This is a genomic window from Arthrobacter sp. Hor0625 (assembly GCF_052567525.1).
On sequence record NZ_CP199586.1, the window covers coordinates 2,917,366 to 2,934,035 of the forward strand.

Genomic DNA, 16,670 nt, shown 5'->3' on the forward strand with positions numbered 1-16,670 from the left:
GGGCTGCGGGGTTCCTCCCAGGGGGACCCCGCAGTGGCAGGCCGGCAACGCGAAACCGCTGCCGGCCCAACAGCCCTTCAAACTCGCGAAGGGCTGACAACAGAAAATAGAGGAGTCAAAGATGTCTCTTGGAATAGTTTTCCTGTCCGAAGTATTCGGCACCGCAATGCTGACCCTGCTCGGCTGCGGTGTTGTCGCCAACGTCGCGCTTAAAGGCACGAAGGGCAACAACGGCGGGTTCCTGATGGTCACCTGGGGATGGGGCATTGCCGTCTTCGCCGGTGTCTTCGTTGCTGCCAAGTCCGGTGCACACCTGAACCCGGCCGTCACCTTCGGCCTGCTGCTCAACGGCAAGAAGGAGTTCGCTCCCGGCGTTCCCGTTGACTTCGCCTCCACCCTGACCTACTTCGGCGGGGAACTGCTCGGCGCCTTCTTGGGCGCCGTCGTCATGTGGCTCGCCCACAAGCAGCACTTCGACGTCGAACCCGAGCCCGCCAGCAAGCTGGGCGTTTTCTCCACAGGCCCGGCAATCCGCTCCACCCCGTGGAACCTGATCACGGAAATCATCGGCACCTTTGTCCTCGTGTTCGTCATCCTGACCTTCGGCGGAACCCCCTCCGGACTCGGCCCGCTCGCCGTGGCCCTGCTGGTCGTCGGCATCGGCGTCTCGCTCGGCGGCCCCACCGGTTACGCCATCAACCCGGCCCGTGACCTCGGCCCCCGCATCGCGCACGCGTTGCTGCCCATCAAGGGCAAGGGCTCCTCGGACTGGAGCTACTCCTGGATCCCCGTCGTCGGCCCGCTCGTCGGCGGCGGCCTGGCCGGCATCGTGGCAGCCGTAGTGCCGATCATCGCCACCGCCGCCGCCTGATCCACCCGGCACGACCCGTTCGATTCGCATCACTTCAACCGCAGGCCCAACAGACAAGGACGTCAGCATGAACCAGTACGTAATCGCCATCGACCAGGGAACGACCAGCACCCGCGCCATCGTCTTCGACCACAGCGGCAGCATTGTGTCCTCGGGCCAGATGGAACACGAGCAGATCTTCCCGCAGGCCGGCTGGGTGGAGCACGATCCGGCCGAAATCTGGAACAACACCCGTGAGGTCATCGCCTCGGCACTGTCCAAGGCGAACCTGACCCGCCACGACATCGCCGCCGTCGGCATCACCAACCAGCGGGAAACCGCTGTCGTCTGGGACAAGACCACCGGCAAGGCTGTCTACAACGCGATCGTCTGGCAGGACACCCGCACCCAGTCGATCGTTGACGAACTCGCCAAGGACGGCGGTCTTGAGCGCTTCAAGCAGAAGGTGGGCCTGCCGCTGGCGACCTACTTCTCCGGCACCAAGATCAAGTGGATCCTGGACAACGTCGACGGCGCCCGCGCCAAGGCGGAGGCCGGCGACCTGGTCTTCGGCAACACCGACAGCTGGGTGCTGTGGAACCTCACCGGCGGGACCGACGGCGGCGTGCACGTCACCGACGTGACGAACGCGTCCCGGACCATGTTCATGGACCTCGAGACCCTCTCCTGGGACCAGGAGATCCTGGATGCCTTCGGCGTCCCGGCGTCCATGATGCCGGCCATCAAGTCCTCCTCCGAGGTCTACGGCACGGTCCACACCTCCCAGCTGCTGCGCGAAGTTCCGGTCGCCGGCATCCTGGGCGACCAGCAGGCGGCCACGTTCGGCCAGGCCGCCTTCGACACCGGCGAGGCCAAGAACACCTACGGCACGGGCTGCTTCCTCATTTTCAACACCGGTGAGGAAATCGTCCACTCCAAGAACGGGCTGCTGACCACCGTCGGCTACAAGCTCGGCGACGCCAAGCCGCACTACGCGCTGGAAGGCTCCATCGCCGTCACCGGCTCGCTGGTGCAGTGGCTGCGCGACAACCTGGGCATGATCAGCAGTGCCCCGGAGGTCGAAACCCTGGCCGCATCGGTCAAGGACAACGGCGGCGTGTACATCGTCCCGGCGTTCTCCGGCCTCTTCGCGCCGTACTGGCGTTCCGACGCCCGCGGCGCGATCGTCGGCCTGACCCGCTATGTGAACAAGAACCACATCGCGCGTGCGGCGCTGGAGGCCACCGCCTTCCAGACCCGCGAGGTGCTCGACGCCGTCAACGCCGACTCGGGCGTGCCGCTGAGCGAGCTGAAGGTCGACGGCGGCATGGTTGCCAACGACGCGCTGATGCAGTTCCAGGCGGACATCCTCGGCGTGCCGGTGATCCGGCCGAAGGTGGTCGAGACGACGTCGCTCGGCGCCGCCTACGCCGCCGGCCTCGCCGTCGGCTTCTGGAAGGATCTGGGCGAGTGCTCGGCCAACTGGTCCGAGGACAAGCGCTGGGAGCCGCAGATGGATGAGGCCGAGCGTGACCGCCAGATGCGGCTGTGGAAGAAGGCCGTGACGAAGTCCATGGACTGGGTCGACGAGGACGTGAAGTAGGTCCACGCGCCGATGCCTTCACTGTTGAGGGGGCCCCGCCCGCTTCGCGGACGCCCGAAGCCGCTCCCGGGCCCCCTCAACAGTTCGGCATTCCCGGGCTGGCCGATTCAGCCGCTCGTGGCGACTTACGGTAGGGAGGTGGGCGGTGCGCTAAAGTAGTCGTATGCGCGCGATCCTTCTGCTTAGCTAGCCGCCCGGCATCCCGACGAAAACCCGGATTGCCGAGCGGCAGCCCCTCCGTGGCGAGGGGCTTTTGTGTGTCCGGGACTAATACCGGCCCGCAGCAGGGGACCCAGGGATCAGGCGTGCACGCCCTGATCCGACACGATCGAATGAACAGAAGAGGCCAGCAGTGAGCGTTCAGCCGGAGACAGAAGCCGGAACAGCAGCAGCCGGCGCGAGCGACAGCCCCGAGGAGGGCGCCTACAGCTTCGCCGCCATGGAGGCCAAGTGGCCGCAGGTCTGGGAGGACCTCAAGGTCTTCACGCCCCTGGATGACGGCTCCAAGGAACGCCGCTACGTGCTGGACATGTTCCCGTACCCCTCCGGCGACCTGCACATGGGCCACGCCGAAGCGTTCGCGATGGGCGACGTCGTCGCCCGCTACCTGCGCCAGCAGGGCTTCGACGTGCTGCACCCGATCGGCTGGGACTCCTTCGGCCTGCCGGCCGAGAACGCCGCGATCAAACGCAACGCGCACCCCAGCGAGTGGACCTACGCCAACATTGACACCCAGGCGGCGTCGTTCAAGCGCTACGCGATCTCCGCCGACTGGTCCCGCCGGCTGCACACCTCCGACCCCGAGTACTACCGCTGGACGCAGTGGCTGTTCAAGCGCTTCTACGAGCGCGGGCTGGCCTACCGCAAGGATTCCCCGGTCAACTGGTGCCCGAAGGACCAGACCGTGCTGGCCAACGAGCAGGTCGTCAACGGCGCCTGCGAGCGGTGCGGCACCGCCGTGACGAAGAAGTCCCTGAACCAGTGGTACTTCAAGATCACCGACTACGCCGACCGGCTGCTGGACGACATGGACGAACTGCGCGGCCACTGGCCCGAGCGTGTCCTGGCCATGCAGAAGAACTGGATCGGCCGGTCCGAGGGGGCCCACGTCACCTTCGCGATCGAGGCCGACGGCGGGAAACCCGCCAAGGACGTCACCGTCTTCACCACCCGCCCGGACACGCTGTACGGCGCGACGTTCTTCGTCGTCGCTGCCGACGCGCCGCTGGCAGTGGAGTTGGTCACCGACGAGCACGCCGCCGCCCTCGACGCGTACCGCGAGCAGGTCAAGGCGCTGTCCGAGATTGAACGGCAGTCCACCGAGCGCGAGAAGACCGGCGTGTTCACCGGCCGCTACGCGATCAACCCGCTCAACGGCGAGAAGCTGCCGGTCTGGGCCGCGGACTACGTGCTGGCCGACTACGGCACCGGCGCCATCATGGCCGTCCCCGCCCACGACCAGCGCGATCTGGACTTCGCCAAGGCCTTCGACCTGCCCGTCCGCGCCGTCCTGGACACCGGCGAGGAGGACCCCGCAGTGTCCGGCACCGCCACCGCCGGCGAAGGCACCCTGGTCAACTCCGGCGCGCTCGACGGACTGCCGAAGGCCGAGGCCATCCCGGCCGCCATCAGGATCCTGGAGGAGCAGGGCACGGGGGAGAAGTTCGTCAACTTCCGCCTGCGCGACTGGCTGCTGAGCCGCCAGCGGTTCTGGGGCACCCCCATCCCGATCATCCACTGCCCGTCCTGCGGCGAAGTACCCGTCCCGGACGACCAGCTGCCCGTGACGCTGCCCGCGGACCTGCGCGGCGAAGACCTGTCCCCGAAGGGCACCTCGCCGCTGGCCGCCGCGGAAGCTTGGGTCAACGTCGAGTGCCCCGCTTGCCACGGCGCGGCCAAGCGCGACACGGACACCATGGACACCTTCGTGGACTCGTCCTGGTACTTCCTGCGCTTCGTCTCCCCGCAGTACACCGAAGGTCCCTTCGACCCGGCCAAGATCAATAACTGGATGCCGGTCGGCCAGTACGTCGGCGGCGTGGAGCACGCCATCCTCCACCTGCTGTACGCCCGCTTCTTCACCAAGGTCATCCACGACCTGGGCCTGATCGAGGCCGACGAGCCCTTCAAGGCGCTGCTGAACCAGGGCCAGGTCCTCAACGGCGGCAAGGCCATGAGCAAATCCCTGGGCAACGGCGTGGACCTGGGCGAGCAGCTCGACAAGTACGGTGTCGACGCCGTGCGCCTGACCATGATCTTCGCCTCCCCGCCGGAGGACGACGTCGACTGGGCCGACGTCTCGCCGTCGGGCTCCGCGAAGTTCCTGGCCCGCGCCTGGCGGCTCGGCCAGGACGTCACCAGCGCCCCCGGCGTCGACTTCGCGACCGGCGACCGCGCCCTGCGCACCGTCACCCACCGCACCATCGCGGACGCGGAAGCCCTGCTGGACCACAACAAGTTCAACGTTGTGGTCGCCAAGCTGATGGAGCTGGTCAACGCGACCCGCAAGACGATCGACAGCGGTGCCGGCGGCGCAGACCCGGCCGTGCGTGAGGCCGCTGAGGCCGTCGCGGTCATCCTGAGCCTGTTCGCCCCCTACACGGCCGAGGACCTGTGGAATGTGCTGGGGCACCCGGCCTCGGTGGCCAACGCCGGCTGGCCCACGCACGACGAGGCGCTGCTGGTGCAGGACACGGTCACCGCAGTCGTCCAGGTCCAGGGCAAGGTCCGGGACCGCCTCGAGGTATCCCCGGGCATCGCCGAGGATGAACTGCGCGAACTGGCGTTGGCCTCCGAGAACGTCCAGCGTGCCCTCGACGGCCGGGGGATCCGTACCGTGATCGTGCGGGCGCCTAAACTGGTCAACATCGTCCCGGCCTAGCCGGACAAGCCGTTCGTGATCCGGCCGCCGGCAGATGCCGGCGGCCGGATCTCTTTCCAGGAGGTAGATCGTGCCGGACCGTGAGCCCCCGGGCTGGCCGTGGCTGCGTGAGCGCCTGGCCAGGCTCCGCCAGGCGGCCCGGCCTGCCGCGGTCCCGGTACCGGCGGCGGTCCGGACCGCCGTAGTTACGGACTCGGCCGCCGCACTCCCGGCGGACTGGGTGCGGGACTTCACCGCAGACGGGCGCCTCACGGTCGTGCCGATGCCCGTCATGATCGGGGACGAGATCTACGGCGAAGGCGAGGACGACATCGCCGAAACCATCGCCGTAGCCCTGGCCGCCGGTACCCCGGTCCGCACCTCCCGGCCCTCGCCCGGCCAGTTCGAACAGGCTTTCCAGGCCGCTGCCGCGCGCGGCTTTGAATCCGTCCTGTCGCTGCACATCTCCGGCGACCTGTCCGGCACGGCCGACTCCGCCCGCCTCGCCGCAGGCAGGGTGGGCATCCCGGTGGAGGTCCTGGACTCGCGCACGGTGGGGATGGCCCAGGGAATGGGCGTGCAGAGCGCCGTCGTCGCGGCCGCCGACGGACGCGGACTGGCCCAGGTCAAACAGTTTGCCGAGGAGCGGCTGGCCCGGACCCGCGTGTACTTCTACGTGCCGAGCCTCGAGCAGCTCCGCCGCGGCGGCCGGATCGGTGCCGCCGCCTCGCTCTGGGGCACCATGTTCTCGATCAAGCCGATCCTCGCGGTCGACGGCGGCAAGGTCGTGCCGCTGGAAAAAGTCCGGTCAGCGCCCCGCGCCATTGCGCGGCTCGAGGAGATCGCTGCCGCTGACGCGCTCTCACGCCCGGACGGCGAGGCCCGGATCGCCGTGCACCACTTTGGCAACCAGGCCGAGGCGGAACAGCTGGCGGCCAGGCTGGCCGCGCTCCTGCCGGAGTGCCCGCCGGCGCAGATCAGTGCGTTGCCCGCCGTGCTGGCGGCCCACGCCGGTCTCGGCGTCCTCGCGGTGATCGTGGGGGAGAGCAGCACCCCGCCCGCGCCGGCCGCCCCGGCCGCTGGTCCAGCCGGTGGTCCAGCCGGCACGCACGGGCCGGCGACGCCGCGCCGGCCAACCGAACGGCACGCAGGCGCGGCCGGTTCCGCGGAGTCCGCCGGAGACATGTCCACATAGCGCGGCCCGCTGCTGTGCTGCGCCGCGGCGCGTTCCTAGGCTGGAGCGCATGTCGCGCCGATCCCGGGAAGCTGCCCGCCGCAGCGCAGCAGGGCTGACCCGGCACCGCTGGGACGCCAGTCTGGGTTCCGTCACGGCCGGGGCGCCGGCACGGCCTTGGGACGACGGCGGGCAGCCGGCCGGCGAGCAACCGGCTGGCGGGCAACCCACCGGCGAGGCGGAGTCCAGCCGCGGACTGACGCGCCGCCCTCCCGCGGCCGCGCTCCGGTGGCGGACCGGGCGGCGGGCAGCGGCACTGGTTGCCGTTGTGTCCGTGCTGTTAAGCATGTGGTTTTGGTGGCAGGCAGCGACCGGCGCACCCCGTGTCCTGCCGCTCGGCGGACCGTCCGCCGCCGCGCGCAGCACCGGAGGCGGGTCAGACAAAACAGACACTGCCAGCGCCGACGCTGCGGGCACGGAAACTGCCGGCACGGAAGGCGGCGGCTCCGATCCGGCAGCTCCGGAAGATGGCGGCTCCGGCCGGGCAGCTCCGGAAGGCGGCGGCCCCGATCCGGCCGGCACGATCATCGTCCACGTTGCCGGAGCGGTCGCCAGCCCCGGCGTGGTGGAGGTCCCACGCGGTAGCCGGCTGCACGAGGCCATCCGGGCGGCCGGCGGAAGCACTCCGGGCGCTGACCTGGACCGGCTTAACCTGGCAGCCGTCCTGGCCGATGGCCAGAAGGTCCTCGTGCTCAAACGCGGCGACCCTGACCCGCCGTCAAGCACCGGGGGCGGTGCCGGCAGCCCGGGCAATGGAGCTGCCGCACCTGCGGGCAGTGCGCCGCCGGGCGGCAAAATCAACCTGAACGCCGCCGGAGCCGAAGAGCTGGCCACGCTGCCGCGGGTGGGACCCGTGCTGGCGCAGCGCATCGTTGACTGGCGCAGGGAGCACGGGAACTTCGGCAGCGTCGCCGAGCTCGACGCCGTCGAAGGAATCGGACCCAAACTGCTGGCGGCCCTGCTGCCCCTGGTGGAGGTCTGAGATGGCGGCGGGGCAGACCCGGCCATGGCAGGCCTTCCGGAACGCGGCGGCCCGCACGATTGCCGCGGAGCCAGCCGGACCACCCGGGTCCAAACATGCCGCTTCCGTGTGGCGGCGCGTCTGGGACCGCTCATGGAATATCGCATGGAGCCACTGGCGGGATCATCCCCCTCGTGCCCTCCGCGGGGCTCTGGCAGGCCGGGCTGTAGCGCCGGCCACATCGGCCGGTAAGCCGGAACGCCGGCGGAGAACCGACCTTCGACTGGTGCCCGCTGTCGTGTCCGTCTGGGCAACGGCCGCGACCTGCGGGCTCCTGGAACCCGGTGCCATCGCTCTGCTGTGCGGCGCGCAGGCCGGAGCGGCGGCACTGCTGCTGCTATATCGCCCGCGGCGCACCTCCCAGCGCCGGACTTGCCGGCGTGGTGACGACAATCATGGCCGCAGCTCCCAGCGCCGAACGTGCCTGCGTCGCCACGACGACGATGGCCACCGCTTCGGTACGCCGGGCAGCAGGGCCCGCGGTCAGCTGCCGCACCTCAGCTTCCGGGCCACGCTGGCCCTCGGCCTGGTGCTCTCCTGCGCCGCCGGGGGCCACGCTGCCGCGGCTTCCGTCCAACGGCACTCCGGCGACGTCGCCGGAGCCTTCTCCGGGGAGGCGGCCGTGCTGGCTGAGCTGGACATCGCCGAGGACCCGCGCCGGCTGGCAGTCCCGGACCGGCCGGGCTCTGCCGGGCGCTGGGCGGTGCCGGCCACGCTGCGGATGCTGGTCTTCGACGGACGCCGCGCCGAGGTGCGGGTGCCGCTGGTCGTCATTGGCGGAAGCGGCTGGCAGCAGGCCCGCGCGGGCCAGCGGATCCGCGCCACCGGCAAGCTGAAGTCTGCGGAGTCCGCCGGGCCCGAGGCCGGGATCCTCTCGGCGTCGTCCGCTCCGACCGTGCTGCGGGAGGCGACCGGCTGGGCCCGCGGTCCCGCGAAACTGGCCCGGGACTTCAGTGCCGCCTCGGCAGGGCTCGCCGGTGACGCCGCCGGCCTGCTCCCCGGGATGATCACCGGGGACACGGCGGCACTCGATCCGCAGCTGGCTGCGGCCATGCGGACCGTCGGCATGACCCACCTGACCGCTGTCAGCGGAGCGAACTGCAGCCTGGTGCTCGGCGCGCTGGTGTTGGCGGCCCGCAGCCTGCGGTTCCCCAGGCCGGCCGCCGCCGCCGCGGCCGTGACGGGACTGTTGCTGTTTGTGCTGATGGTCGGGCCCGATGCCAGCGTCCTCCGGGCTGCGGTGATGGGGGCCGTGGGACTGGCCAGCCTCGCCTTCGGCCGCGCCGGCCGGAGCCTCAGCCTGCTCTGCGTCGCTACGGCCGCACTCCTGCTGGTCGATCCGGCGCTGGCCACCGACGTCGGGTTCGTGCTCTCCGTCGTGGCCACGCTGGGCATCGTCGTGGCCGGGCGGTCCATCATGGACTGGCTGCCCGCAACTATGCCCCGGAGCCTGGCCGCGGGGCTGGCTGTTCCGCTGTCCGCCCAGCTCTTTTGCGGCCCCGTCATCGTCCTCCTCCAGCCCCAGTTCTCCAGCTACGCCCTGCCCGCCAACCTTGCGGCCGCGGTACTTGTGCCGCCCATCACCCTTCTCGGTACCGCCGCCGTCCCGCCCCTCGCCGGAGCACCGGCCCTGGCTGCGCTCCCCATAGCCGTTGCCGGCATCTTCGCCGGCGGGGTGGCAGCAATTGCCCGGTACTTTGCCGGCCTGCCGGCCGCGGCCCTGCCCTGGCCGGAAGGGGCTTTCGGCGCGGCCACCATGGCGGCGTTCTCCGTCCTGTCCCTGGCCGCCGTCTGGCTGGCCTGCCATACCGCCGCTGCCATCGCCGCGTTGCCGTGGATGCACCGGCGCACCGTGAGGTTGCTGGGCTGGCTCCTCGACCGGCAACCCGCCCCGCCGGGCAGGACGCCGTCGGGCTCGGGCTCGGGCTCAGGCTCGGGGACCGGTTCCGGGTCAGCCGGTCGGCCGGGCAGCACACGAAGTGTGGCGGTGCGGACCGGCTTGGTGGACGGTGCCCGTCGTGGCAGGCTTAGAGTCTGCAAATTTACTTTTCGGAGGAACCCCCAGTGGCTGCTGCCCAGACCCAACGCGCCCGGACCACGGCCACGAACACCGCCTCCTGGCGCGATGTGATGCCTGCCGCCGTCGTGCTGGTCGCCGGGCCGGAGGACTACCTCGGATCCCGGGCCATGGACCGGATCCGTGCCCAGGTCCGGGCAGCCGCGCCCGACGTCGAGGTGACCCGGCTCAACGCCGGCAGCTACGAACCGGGCAGCCTGGCCATGAACGTCAGCCCCTCGCTGTTCGGCGAGCAAAAGCTGATCGAGGTCGAGGGCCTCGAGGCGATGAACGACGCCTTCCTCGCCGACGGCCTCAAATACCTTGCCGGGCCGGAGCCGGACGCTGTGCTGGTTCTGCGCCACGGCGGGGGAGTGCGCGGCAAGAAGCTCCTCGACGCGGTCAAGGCCGGCGGCTGGCCCGTGGTGGACTGCCAGCCGCTGAAAAAAGACGCCGACAAGGCCGCCTTTGTGGCCGCCGAGTTCAAGGCCGCCGCCCGCCGGATCGAACCGGACGCCGTGCACGCCCTGGTCAACGCGGTCGGGGCCCACCTGGCCGAACTCGCCGCGGCCTGCAGCCAGCTCATCGCCGACGCGACCACCGCCGTGGACACCGACATGGTGGACCGCTACTACGGCGGCCGGGTCGAGGCCACGGCCTTTAAAGTCGCGGACGCCGCCATGGCCGGCAACGCCCCGCTTGCCCTCTCCACGCTGCGCCACGCCCTCGACACCGGCGCCGACCCCGTACCGATCGTCGCCGCCCTCGCCTCCAAGTTGCGGTCGCTGGCCAAGGTCGCCGGCGCGCGGGGTTCCTCCGCGCAGATCGCCAAGGAGCTCGGCATGCAGCCCTGGCTGGTCGAGCAGGCGCAGCGTGATGTCCGGCGCTGGACTCCGGAGGGCCTGGTCCAGTCCATCCAGGTCACGGCCGAGGCCGACGCCCAGGTCAAGGGCCTGTCGCGGGACCCGGTCTACGCCGTCGAGCACGCCGTCTCGGTGATCGCGGGATCCGTCCGCCGCTAACGCTAGCGCCGGCGTTGAAGTACCGTCCCCGCGCGTTTAACTGGCTGTGGCCGGCACCCAGGGGGTGCCGGCCACAATCATCAGTTCAGTGGAACTGGAAAACCTTAGAGTGCGTTGACCTTCTTGGAGATCGCGGACTTGCGGTTTGCAGCGTTGTTCTTGTGCAGAACACCCTTGCTGACAGCCTTGTCGAGCTTGCGGCTGGCAGTGACCAGTGCAGCAGCAGCGGCATCCTTGTCGGTGGACTCAACGGCGGTGTTGACGGCGCGGATGGCCGTCTTCAGCTCGGACTTGACTGCGTTGTTGCGCAGGCGAGCCTTTTCGTTGGTCAGGATGCGCTTCTTCTGGGACTTGATATTAGCCACGTGTGAACTCTCTTTTTCAATGCGGAAAATGGTCTAGAGGGCTTTCAGATTGGCCATTGACTGAGCGGCGTGGGGATACCTATGGCGACCAACCATCTGTGGCCGTCGACCTGCACGGACACACAGCTGTCAATAATAGCAGAGCCCCGCCGCCGGTGGCGAGTTCGGGCCCGGGCGCGCGGGTCGCTCAGGACCAGCCGTGCCGGCGGCGCAGCGCGGCGGAAATGTCCCCGAACCGCCCGGCGTCCAGGATCGCGCCCTCGCGCCGCACGTCCCGCGGATTGATTTGCAGGACCCGGTCCAGCCGCGCCTCGCTGGGGCGCCACTGCCGATCCCAGGGCCCGGTCCCGATGTCGACGTAGTCCTGGGCGCGGCGGGCGTCGCCGTCGTGGTCCTTGCTGGTGAGCATCAGGCCAAGGAGGTAGCGGCCATGGGTGCCTACCAGCAGCACGGGCCGGTCCTTGCCCCGGCCGTGGTCCTCCTCGAACGGCACCCAGGTCCAGACGATTTCGCCGGGTTCGGGCTGGCCGTTGGCCGCGGGGTTGTAGCGGACCGTCGAGCGGCCCTGGAAATCGCCCGGGTAGGTTCCGGAGAGGCCGACGGCGGGCTTGCGCCCGGTCTTGGTGCCGGCTGCGGGCCGGCGGTTCGCCGCAGGCGCGCCGCCGGATCCACCCAGCAGGCGCAGGGCGCCGCGGAAGGCCCTGGCGAGGGAGCGAAGAGTCTGGGACATGGGGAAACCCTACCGCCGGGCGGCCCGCGCGCCGGGAAGCGCCGGGATGCGGTGCCACGCGCCGGGACGTGGGAGACTAGAGGAACGAAAATTGCGGCGTGTCGCGGCAGGGTCTGCCCCGGCTGCGCCCGTCCGTGGAACGGCCTGTGCGAATAGTCCGTCCGCGCCGCCCCAGTATTGCCAACAGTAAGGACCCTGCGTGTCTCCCATGGCCCGCACCGCCCCGGTGCCTGCCGCAACAGATCCGGACCTCATCCGGAACTTCTGCATCATTGCGCATATTGACCACGGCAAGTCCACGCTGGCCGACCGGATGCTCCAGTACACCGGCGTCGTCCAGTCCCGCGACATGAAGGCCCAGTACCTGGACCGGATGGACATTGAGCGCGAACGCGGCATCACGATCAAGTCCCAGGCCGTGCGCATGCCCTGGGAGCTGGACGGCACCAGTTATGCCCTCAACATGATCGACACGCCCGGCCACGTCGACTTCACCTACGAGGTGTCCCGGTCCCTGGCTGCTTGTGAAGGGGCCGTGCTGCTGGTGGACGCCGCGCAGGGCATCGAGGCGCAGACCCTGGCGAACTTGTACCTGGCGATGGAAAACAACCTCACCATCATTCCGGTGCTGAACAAGATCGACCTGCCGGCTGCCCAGCCGGAGAAGTACGCCGAGGAACTGGCGAACCTGATCGGCGGCGACCCCGAGGACGTGCTGCGCGTGTCGGGCAAGACCGGCGCCGGCGTCGAACTGCTGCTGGACAAGATCGTCCGTGACCTTCCGGCCCCGGTCGGCAACCCGGACGCCCCGGCCCGCGCCATGATCTTCGACTCGGTCTACGACACCTACCGCGGCGTCGTCACCTACGTCCGCGTGGTCGACGGCATGCTCCACCCGCGTGAGCGCATCCAGATGATGTCCACCCGCGCCACCCACGAACTCCTGGAGATCGGCGTGAGCGCCCCCGAACCCACCCCCTCGAAGGGCCTGGGCGTCGGCGAGGTTGGCTACCTGATCACCGGTGTGAAGGACGTGCGCCAGTCCAAGGTCGGCGACACCGTCACCAACCTGGCCAAGCCCGCGGCCGAGTCGCTGCCCGGTTACGCCGATGCGAAGCCGATGGTCTTCTCCGGCCTTTATCCGCTGGACGGGACCGACTACCCGGTGCTGCGCGACGCCCTTGAGAAGCTCATGCTCAACGACGCCGCGCTGGTTTACGAGCCGGAGACGTCCGCTGCGCTGGGCTTCGGCTTCCGCGTTGGCTTCCTGGGCCTGCTGCACCTGGAAATCACCCGGGAACGGCTCGAGCGCGAGTACAAGCTGGACCTGATTTCCACCGCCCCGAACGTCGAATACGAGGTGACGCTCGAGGACAAGAAGGTCGTCCACGTCACCAACCCGAGCGAGTACCCCACGGGCAAGGTCGCCGAGGTCCGCGAGCCGATGGTCTCGGCCACGATCCTGGCGCCCAACGAGTTCGTCGGCGCCATCATGGAGCTTTGCCAGAGCCGTCGCGGCGTCATGGGCGGCATGGACTACCTCTCCGAGGACCGGGTCGAGATCCGCTACCGGCTGCCGCTGGCCGAGATCGTGTTCGACTTCTTCGACATCCTCAAGTCCCGGACCCGCGGCTACGGTTCGCTGGACTGGAAGGCCGACGGCGACCAGGTCGCGGACCTGGTCAAGGTCGACATCATGCTCCAGGGCGAGCAGGTCGACGCGTTCAGCGCCATCACGCACCGCGACAAGGCCTACGCCTACGGGGTCATGATGACCGGCAAGCTGCGCGAACTCATCCCGCGCCAGCAGTTCGAGGTGCCGATCCAGGCCGCCATCGGCTCCCGGATCATCGCCCGTGAGAGCATCCGCGCGATCCGCAAGGACGTCCTGGCCAAGTGCTACGGCGGTGACATCACCCGAAAGCGCAAACTGCTCGAAAAGCAGAAGGAAGGCAAGAAGCGCATGAAGATGGTGGGCCGGGTCGAGGTGCCGCAGGAGGCGTTCATCGCCGCCCTGACCACCGAAGAGTCCAAGGACAAGGCCAAGAAGTAGCCATGCCTAGCGCACTACCCCTCGGCGACCCGGCGCCGTCGGACGGGCTGCTGCCCGCCCAGGCGCTGGAGGGCGCCGCTGAGCGGGCCTTCGGGCTCTACGTCCATATCCCGTTCTGCGCCGTGCGCTGCGGCTACTGCGACTTCAACACCTATACCGCCACCGAACTGGGCGGCGGCGCCTCGCAGGATGCCTACGCCGGCACCGCCGTCGCGGAGGTGGAGTTTGCCGGCAGGGCGCTCCGGGCCTCGGGGCTGCCCGAGCGCCGCCTGGCCACGGTGTTCTTCGGCGGCGGCACGCCTACGCTGCTGCCGGCCGCGGACCTGGCCCGGATCCTGGGCGCCGCCATCGACACCTGGGGGCTGGAGCCGGGCGCCGAGGTCACCACGGAAGCGAACCCTGACTCGGTCACGCCGGAATCCCTGCAGCTGCTCGCAGACGCCGGCTTCACCCGGGTCTCGTTCGGCATGCAGTCGGCCGTGCCGCACGTTCTCAAGGTCCTGGACCGCACCCACACGCCCAGCCGGGTACCGCAGGCCGTCCAGTGGGCGCGCGACGCCGGGCTGGCTGTCAGCCTGGACCTGATCTACGGCACCCCGGGGGAGTCGCTGCTGGACTGGCGGCATTCGCTGGAGACGGCGCTGTCCTACGGCCCGGACCACATCAGCGCCTACGCGCTGATCGTCGAGGAGGGCACCAAGCTCGCCACCCAGATCCGCCGCGGCGAGGTTCCCGGGATCGACGACGACGACCACGCCGCCAAATATGAACTGGCCGACGAACTCATCTCCGCCGCCGGGCTGGGCTGGTACGAAGTCAGCAACTGGGCCCGGACCCCGGAGCAGGCCTGCCGCCACAACCTGGCCTACTGGCGCGGCGACGACTGGTGGGGGATCGGCCCGGGCGCGCACTCCCACGTGGGCGGCGTCCGCTGGTGGAACGTCAAGCACCCGTCCGCCTACGCGGGCCGGATCTCCACCGGAGCATCACCCGCAGCCGGCCGGGAAACCCTGGACAGCGCCACCCGGGAGGTCGAACGCGTCATGCTCGAAGCCCGGTTGGTGACCGGACTGGAGATCACCGGGCTGGGCGGCCTGGGGGACACCGGGCGGCACGCCGTCGCCGGGCTGATCGCCGACGGCCTGGTGGAACCGCAGCAGGCCTTCAAGGGCCGCCTGGTGCTCACGCTCAAGGGCCGTCTGCTCGCGGACGCCGTGGTGCGCCGGATCCTGCCGGACTAAGTTCGCCGGCCGGACGGCGCGGACGCTCCGGCCCGGTTGGGCCTGAAGTGTACGTTCGCGCTATTTGATCCAGCGCAGGTTGTACTCGTAGCGGTGCGGCTGGCCCCGGTTGACGTGGATTCCGGCGGCCACGGAGAAGCAGGCCAGGGCGATCCAGATGACGGTGGCCAGCACGGCGAAGATGTTCCCCACCACCGGCACGAAGACCAGCAGGTTGGCCACGACGGCGGCGATCGTCGGCGGCAGCGTGAAGTTCAGCGCTTCCTTGGACTCCTGGGCGGTGAAGGGGCCGCGGTCCTTGAAGATCAGATAGATCAGCAGCGCCGGGATGCACCCGAGGATCCCGCCGAAGTGCGCGAGGGTGGCCCACTGGCGGTCTTCGCTGGCCGTCAGCGGCAGTGCGTTCGCCGGCACGCCATGGTACTGGGGCCGCTCAGGGCCTGCGTGGTGGTCCGGGTGTTCGCGTGCGTCTTCTGCCACGTTGAGTCCTTTGGATTGCGGTGGAGCGATGGTGCCTGTACGAGCCACGGCCGCAGCAAAGGGCTGCAGCCGCCGTACCAAGAATACTTGCTCCCGCCGCGGTTCGACGCACGAGGCGGCGGTCAGGGCACCGTGAGGAAGTCGATGACCTCTTCCACCCGGCCCAGCAGCGAGGGCTCCAGGTCCGCGTAAGTGCGCACCGCGCCCAGCAGCTTCTGCCACCCCAGGCCGATGTCCTCCTTGGTGCTGTGCGGCCAGCCGAAGGCGGTCAGGATGCCGGTCTTCCAGTCCACCCCGCGCGGAATCACCGGCCACTGCTCGATGCCCAGAACCGCGGGCCGGATCGCCTGCCAGACGTCCACGTACGGGTGGCCGACGATCAGCACGTTGCCTGCCGCGCCCGGGGAGGCCATGACCGCGTCGGCGATCCTCGACTCCTTGGAATCGGGCACCAGGTGGTCCACCAGGACGCCCAGGCGCCGGCCGGGTCCGGGCCGGAAGTCGCGGACGGCTCCGGCGAGGTCGTCAATGCCGTGCAGCGGTTCGACGACGATGCCCTCCACCCGCAGGTCATCGCCCCAGACCTTTTCGACGAGTTCGGCGTCGTGCTTGCCCTCCACCCAGATCCGGCTGGCCTTGGCGACCTGCGCGCGCTGGCCTTCGACCCGCACCGACCCGGAGGCGGTGCGCCCGGCAGCAGCGGCGGCCGGTGCGGCGCGCGGTGCCGGCGGCATCAGCCGGATCGGCCGGCCCTCCAGCAGGAAGCCGAAACCCAGGCGGAACGACCGTGTCTTTCCCCGCCGGTCTTCGAGCGCCACCACGTGCATGCCGCCGGACTTCTCCACCCGGGTGACGGCGCCGACCCAGCCGGACTGCGCATCCTCAAGCACCATGCCCCGTTCCACCGGTACCTCGGGCAGCTGGGCCTTGGCGGGCGCGGAGAGCTCCTGCGGGCCCCAATTTTGGTATGACATTTGCTACACACTGCTTTGCGCTCGGGAACTACGGGAAACGGCACGCGGGCCGCGGTGTGCCCGCTAAATCCGGGCCCCGCAGTTCACGCCCGCAGCGAATCCAATGCTAACAACGGCGCGACTCATATTAGACTGGTTAGCACTTGGGCATGTCGAGTGCTAACCGCCGGTCGCCGGCGGA

Annotated in this window: 13 protein-coding genes; 9 read left to right on the plus strand and 4 right to left on the minus strand. The window is 69.7% G+C overall.

Annotation, left to right across the window (positions count from 1 at the left end; all coding sequences use genetic code 11):
* The first annotated feature begins 121 nt into the window (after positions 1-121).
* The 7 genes from ACTWLI_RS13460 (at position 122) to holA (ending at position 10,646) form a co-directional block, all read left to right on the plus strand.
* Complete coding sequence (locus ACTWLI_RS13460; protein WP_056739226.1) at positions 122-871, plus strand: MIP/aquaporin family protein; 750 nt, start codon at positions 122-124, stop codon at positions 869-871.
* Positions 872-938: 67 nt separating this feature from the next.
* Positions 939-2,453, plus strand: coding sequence for a glycerol kinase GlpK (glpK, locus tag ACTWLI_RS13465; protein WP_445154300.1), 1,515 nt, complete (start codon positions 939-941; stop codon positions 2,451-2,453).
* Positions 2,454-2,805: 352 nt separating this feature from the next.
* The gene (gene leuS / locus ACTWLI_RS13470; RefSeq protein ID WP_445154301.1) at positions 2,806-5,334 is read left to right on the plus strand and encodes a leucine--tRNA ligase; all 2,529 of its coding nucleotides are present in this window, start codon (positions 2,806-2,808) and stop codon (positions 5,332-5,334) included.
* A gap of 70 nt (positions 5,335-5,404) precedes the next feature.
* The gene (locus ACTWLI_RS13475; protein ID WP_445154302.1) at positions 5,405-6,508 is read left to right on the plus strand and encodes a DegV family protein; all 1,104 of its coding nucleotides are present in this window, start codon (positions 5,405-5,407) and stop codon (positions 6,506-6,508) included.
* A gap of 49 nt (positions 6,509-6,557) precedes the next feature.
* The gene (locus ACTWLI_RS13480) at positions 6,558-7,529 is read left to right on the plus strand and encodes a helix-hairpin-helix domain-containing protein (protein WP_445154303.1); all 972 of its coding nucleotides are present in this window, start codon (positions 6,558-6,560) and stop codon (positions 7,527-7,529) included.
* A gap of 265 nt (positions 7,530-7,794) precedes the next feature.
* A complete protein-coding gene (locus ACTWLI_RS13485) occupies positions 7,795-9,699 on the plus strand; it encodes a ComEC/Rec2 family competence protein (RefSeq protein ID WP_445154304.1) in 1,905 nt (634 codons plus the stop codon).
* Complete coding sequence (gene holA, locus ACTWLI_RS13490) at positions 9,633-10,646, plus strand: DNA polymerase III subunit delta (RefSeq protein ID WP_445154305.1); 1,014 nt, start codon at positions 9,633-9,635, stop codon at positions 10,644-10,646. Before ACTWLI_RS13485 ends, holA begins: the two co-directional genes overlap by 67 nt.
* 104 nt (positions 10,647-10,750) lie before the next feature.
* Here holA and rpsT read toward each other — a convergent pair whose 3' ends face one another.
* Positions 10,751-11,011, minus strand: coding sequence for a 30S ribosomal protein S20 (gene rpsT / locus ACTWLI_RS13495; RefSeq protein WP_056739236.1), 261 nt, complete (start codon positions 11,009-11,011; stop codon positions 10,751-10,753).
* A 187-nt stretch (positions 11,012-11,198) separates the two neighbouring features.
* Entirely contained in the window at positions 11,199-11,741 is a 543-nt protein-coding gene (locus tag ACTWLI_RS13500; protein ID WP_445154306.1) for a type II toxin-antitoxin system PemK/MazF family toxin, read from the minus strand.
* A 199-nt stretch (positions 11,742-11,940) separates the two neighbouring features.
* On the opposite strand from ACTWLI_RS13500, the gene lepA reads away from it, so the two are divergent.
* Positions 11,941-13,794, plus strand: coding sequence for a translation elongation factor 4 (gene lepA, locus ACTWLI_RS13505; RefSeq protein ID WP_445154307.1), 1,854 nt, complete (start codon positions 11,941-11,943; stop codon positions 13,792-13,794).
* A 2-nt stretch (positions 13,795-13,796) separates the two neighbouring features.
* Positions 13,797-15,035 carry a radical SAM family heme chaperone HemW gene (gene hemW / locus ACTWLI_RS13510; protein ID WP_445154308.1) on the plus strand — a complete coding sequence of 413 codons (1,239 nt, stop codon included), beginning with the start codon at positions 13,797-13,799 and terminating at the stop codon, positions 15,033-15,035.
* 60 nt (positions 15,036-15,095) lie between these two features.
* Here hemW and ACTWLI_RS13515 read toward each other — a convergent pair whose 3' ends face one another.
* Positions 15,096-15,515: a DUF4870 domain-containing protein gene (locus tag ACTWLI_RS13515; protein WP_445154309.1), complete on the minus strand. Its 420-nt coding sequence runs from the start codon at positions 15,513-15,515 to the stop codon at positions 15,096-15,098.
* A 122-nt stretch (positions 15,516-15,637) separates the two neighbouring features.
* Entirely contained in the window at positions 15,638-16,489 is an 852-nt protein-coding gene (locus tag ACTWLI_RS13520; protein ID WP_445154310.1) for a DUF3097 domain-containing protein, read from the minus strand.
* Positions 16,490-16,670 lie beyond the last annotated feature (181 nt).

Bases quoted from the DNA above. Each gene is read 5' to 3' on its own strand.
- ACTWLI_RS13460 (WP_056739226.1), top strand. From the start codon at position 122: ATGTCTCTTGGAATAGTTTTCCTGTCCGAAGTATTCGGCACCGCAATG.
- glpK (WP_445154300.1), top strand. From the start codon at position 939: ATGAACCAGTACGTAATCGCCATCGACCAGGGAACGACCAGCACCCGC.
- ACTWLI_RS13480 (WP_445154303.1), top strand. From the start codon at position 6,558: ATGTCGCGCCGATCCCGGGAAGCTGCCCGCCGCAGCGCAGCAGGGCTG.
- ACTWLI_RS13500 (WP_445154306.1), bottom strand. From the start codon at position 11,741: ATGTCCCAGACTCTTCGCTCCCTCGCCAGGGCCTTCCGCGGCGCCCTG.
- hemW (WP_445154308.1), top strand. From the start codon at position 13,797: ATGCCTAGCGCACTACCCCTCGGCGACCCGGCGCCGTCGGACGGGCTG.
- ACTWLI_RS13520 (WP_445154310.1), bottom strand. From the start codon at position 16,489: ATGTCATACCAAAATTGGGGCCCGCAGGAGCTCTCCGCGCCCGCCAAG.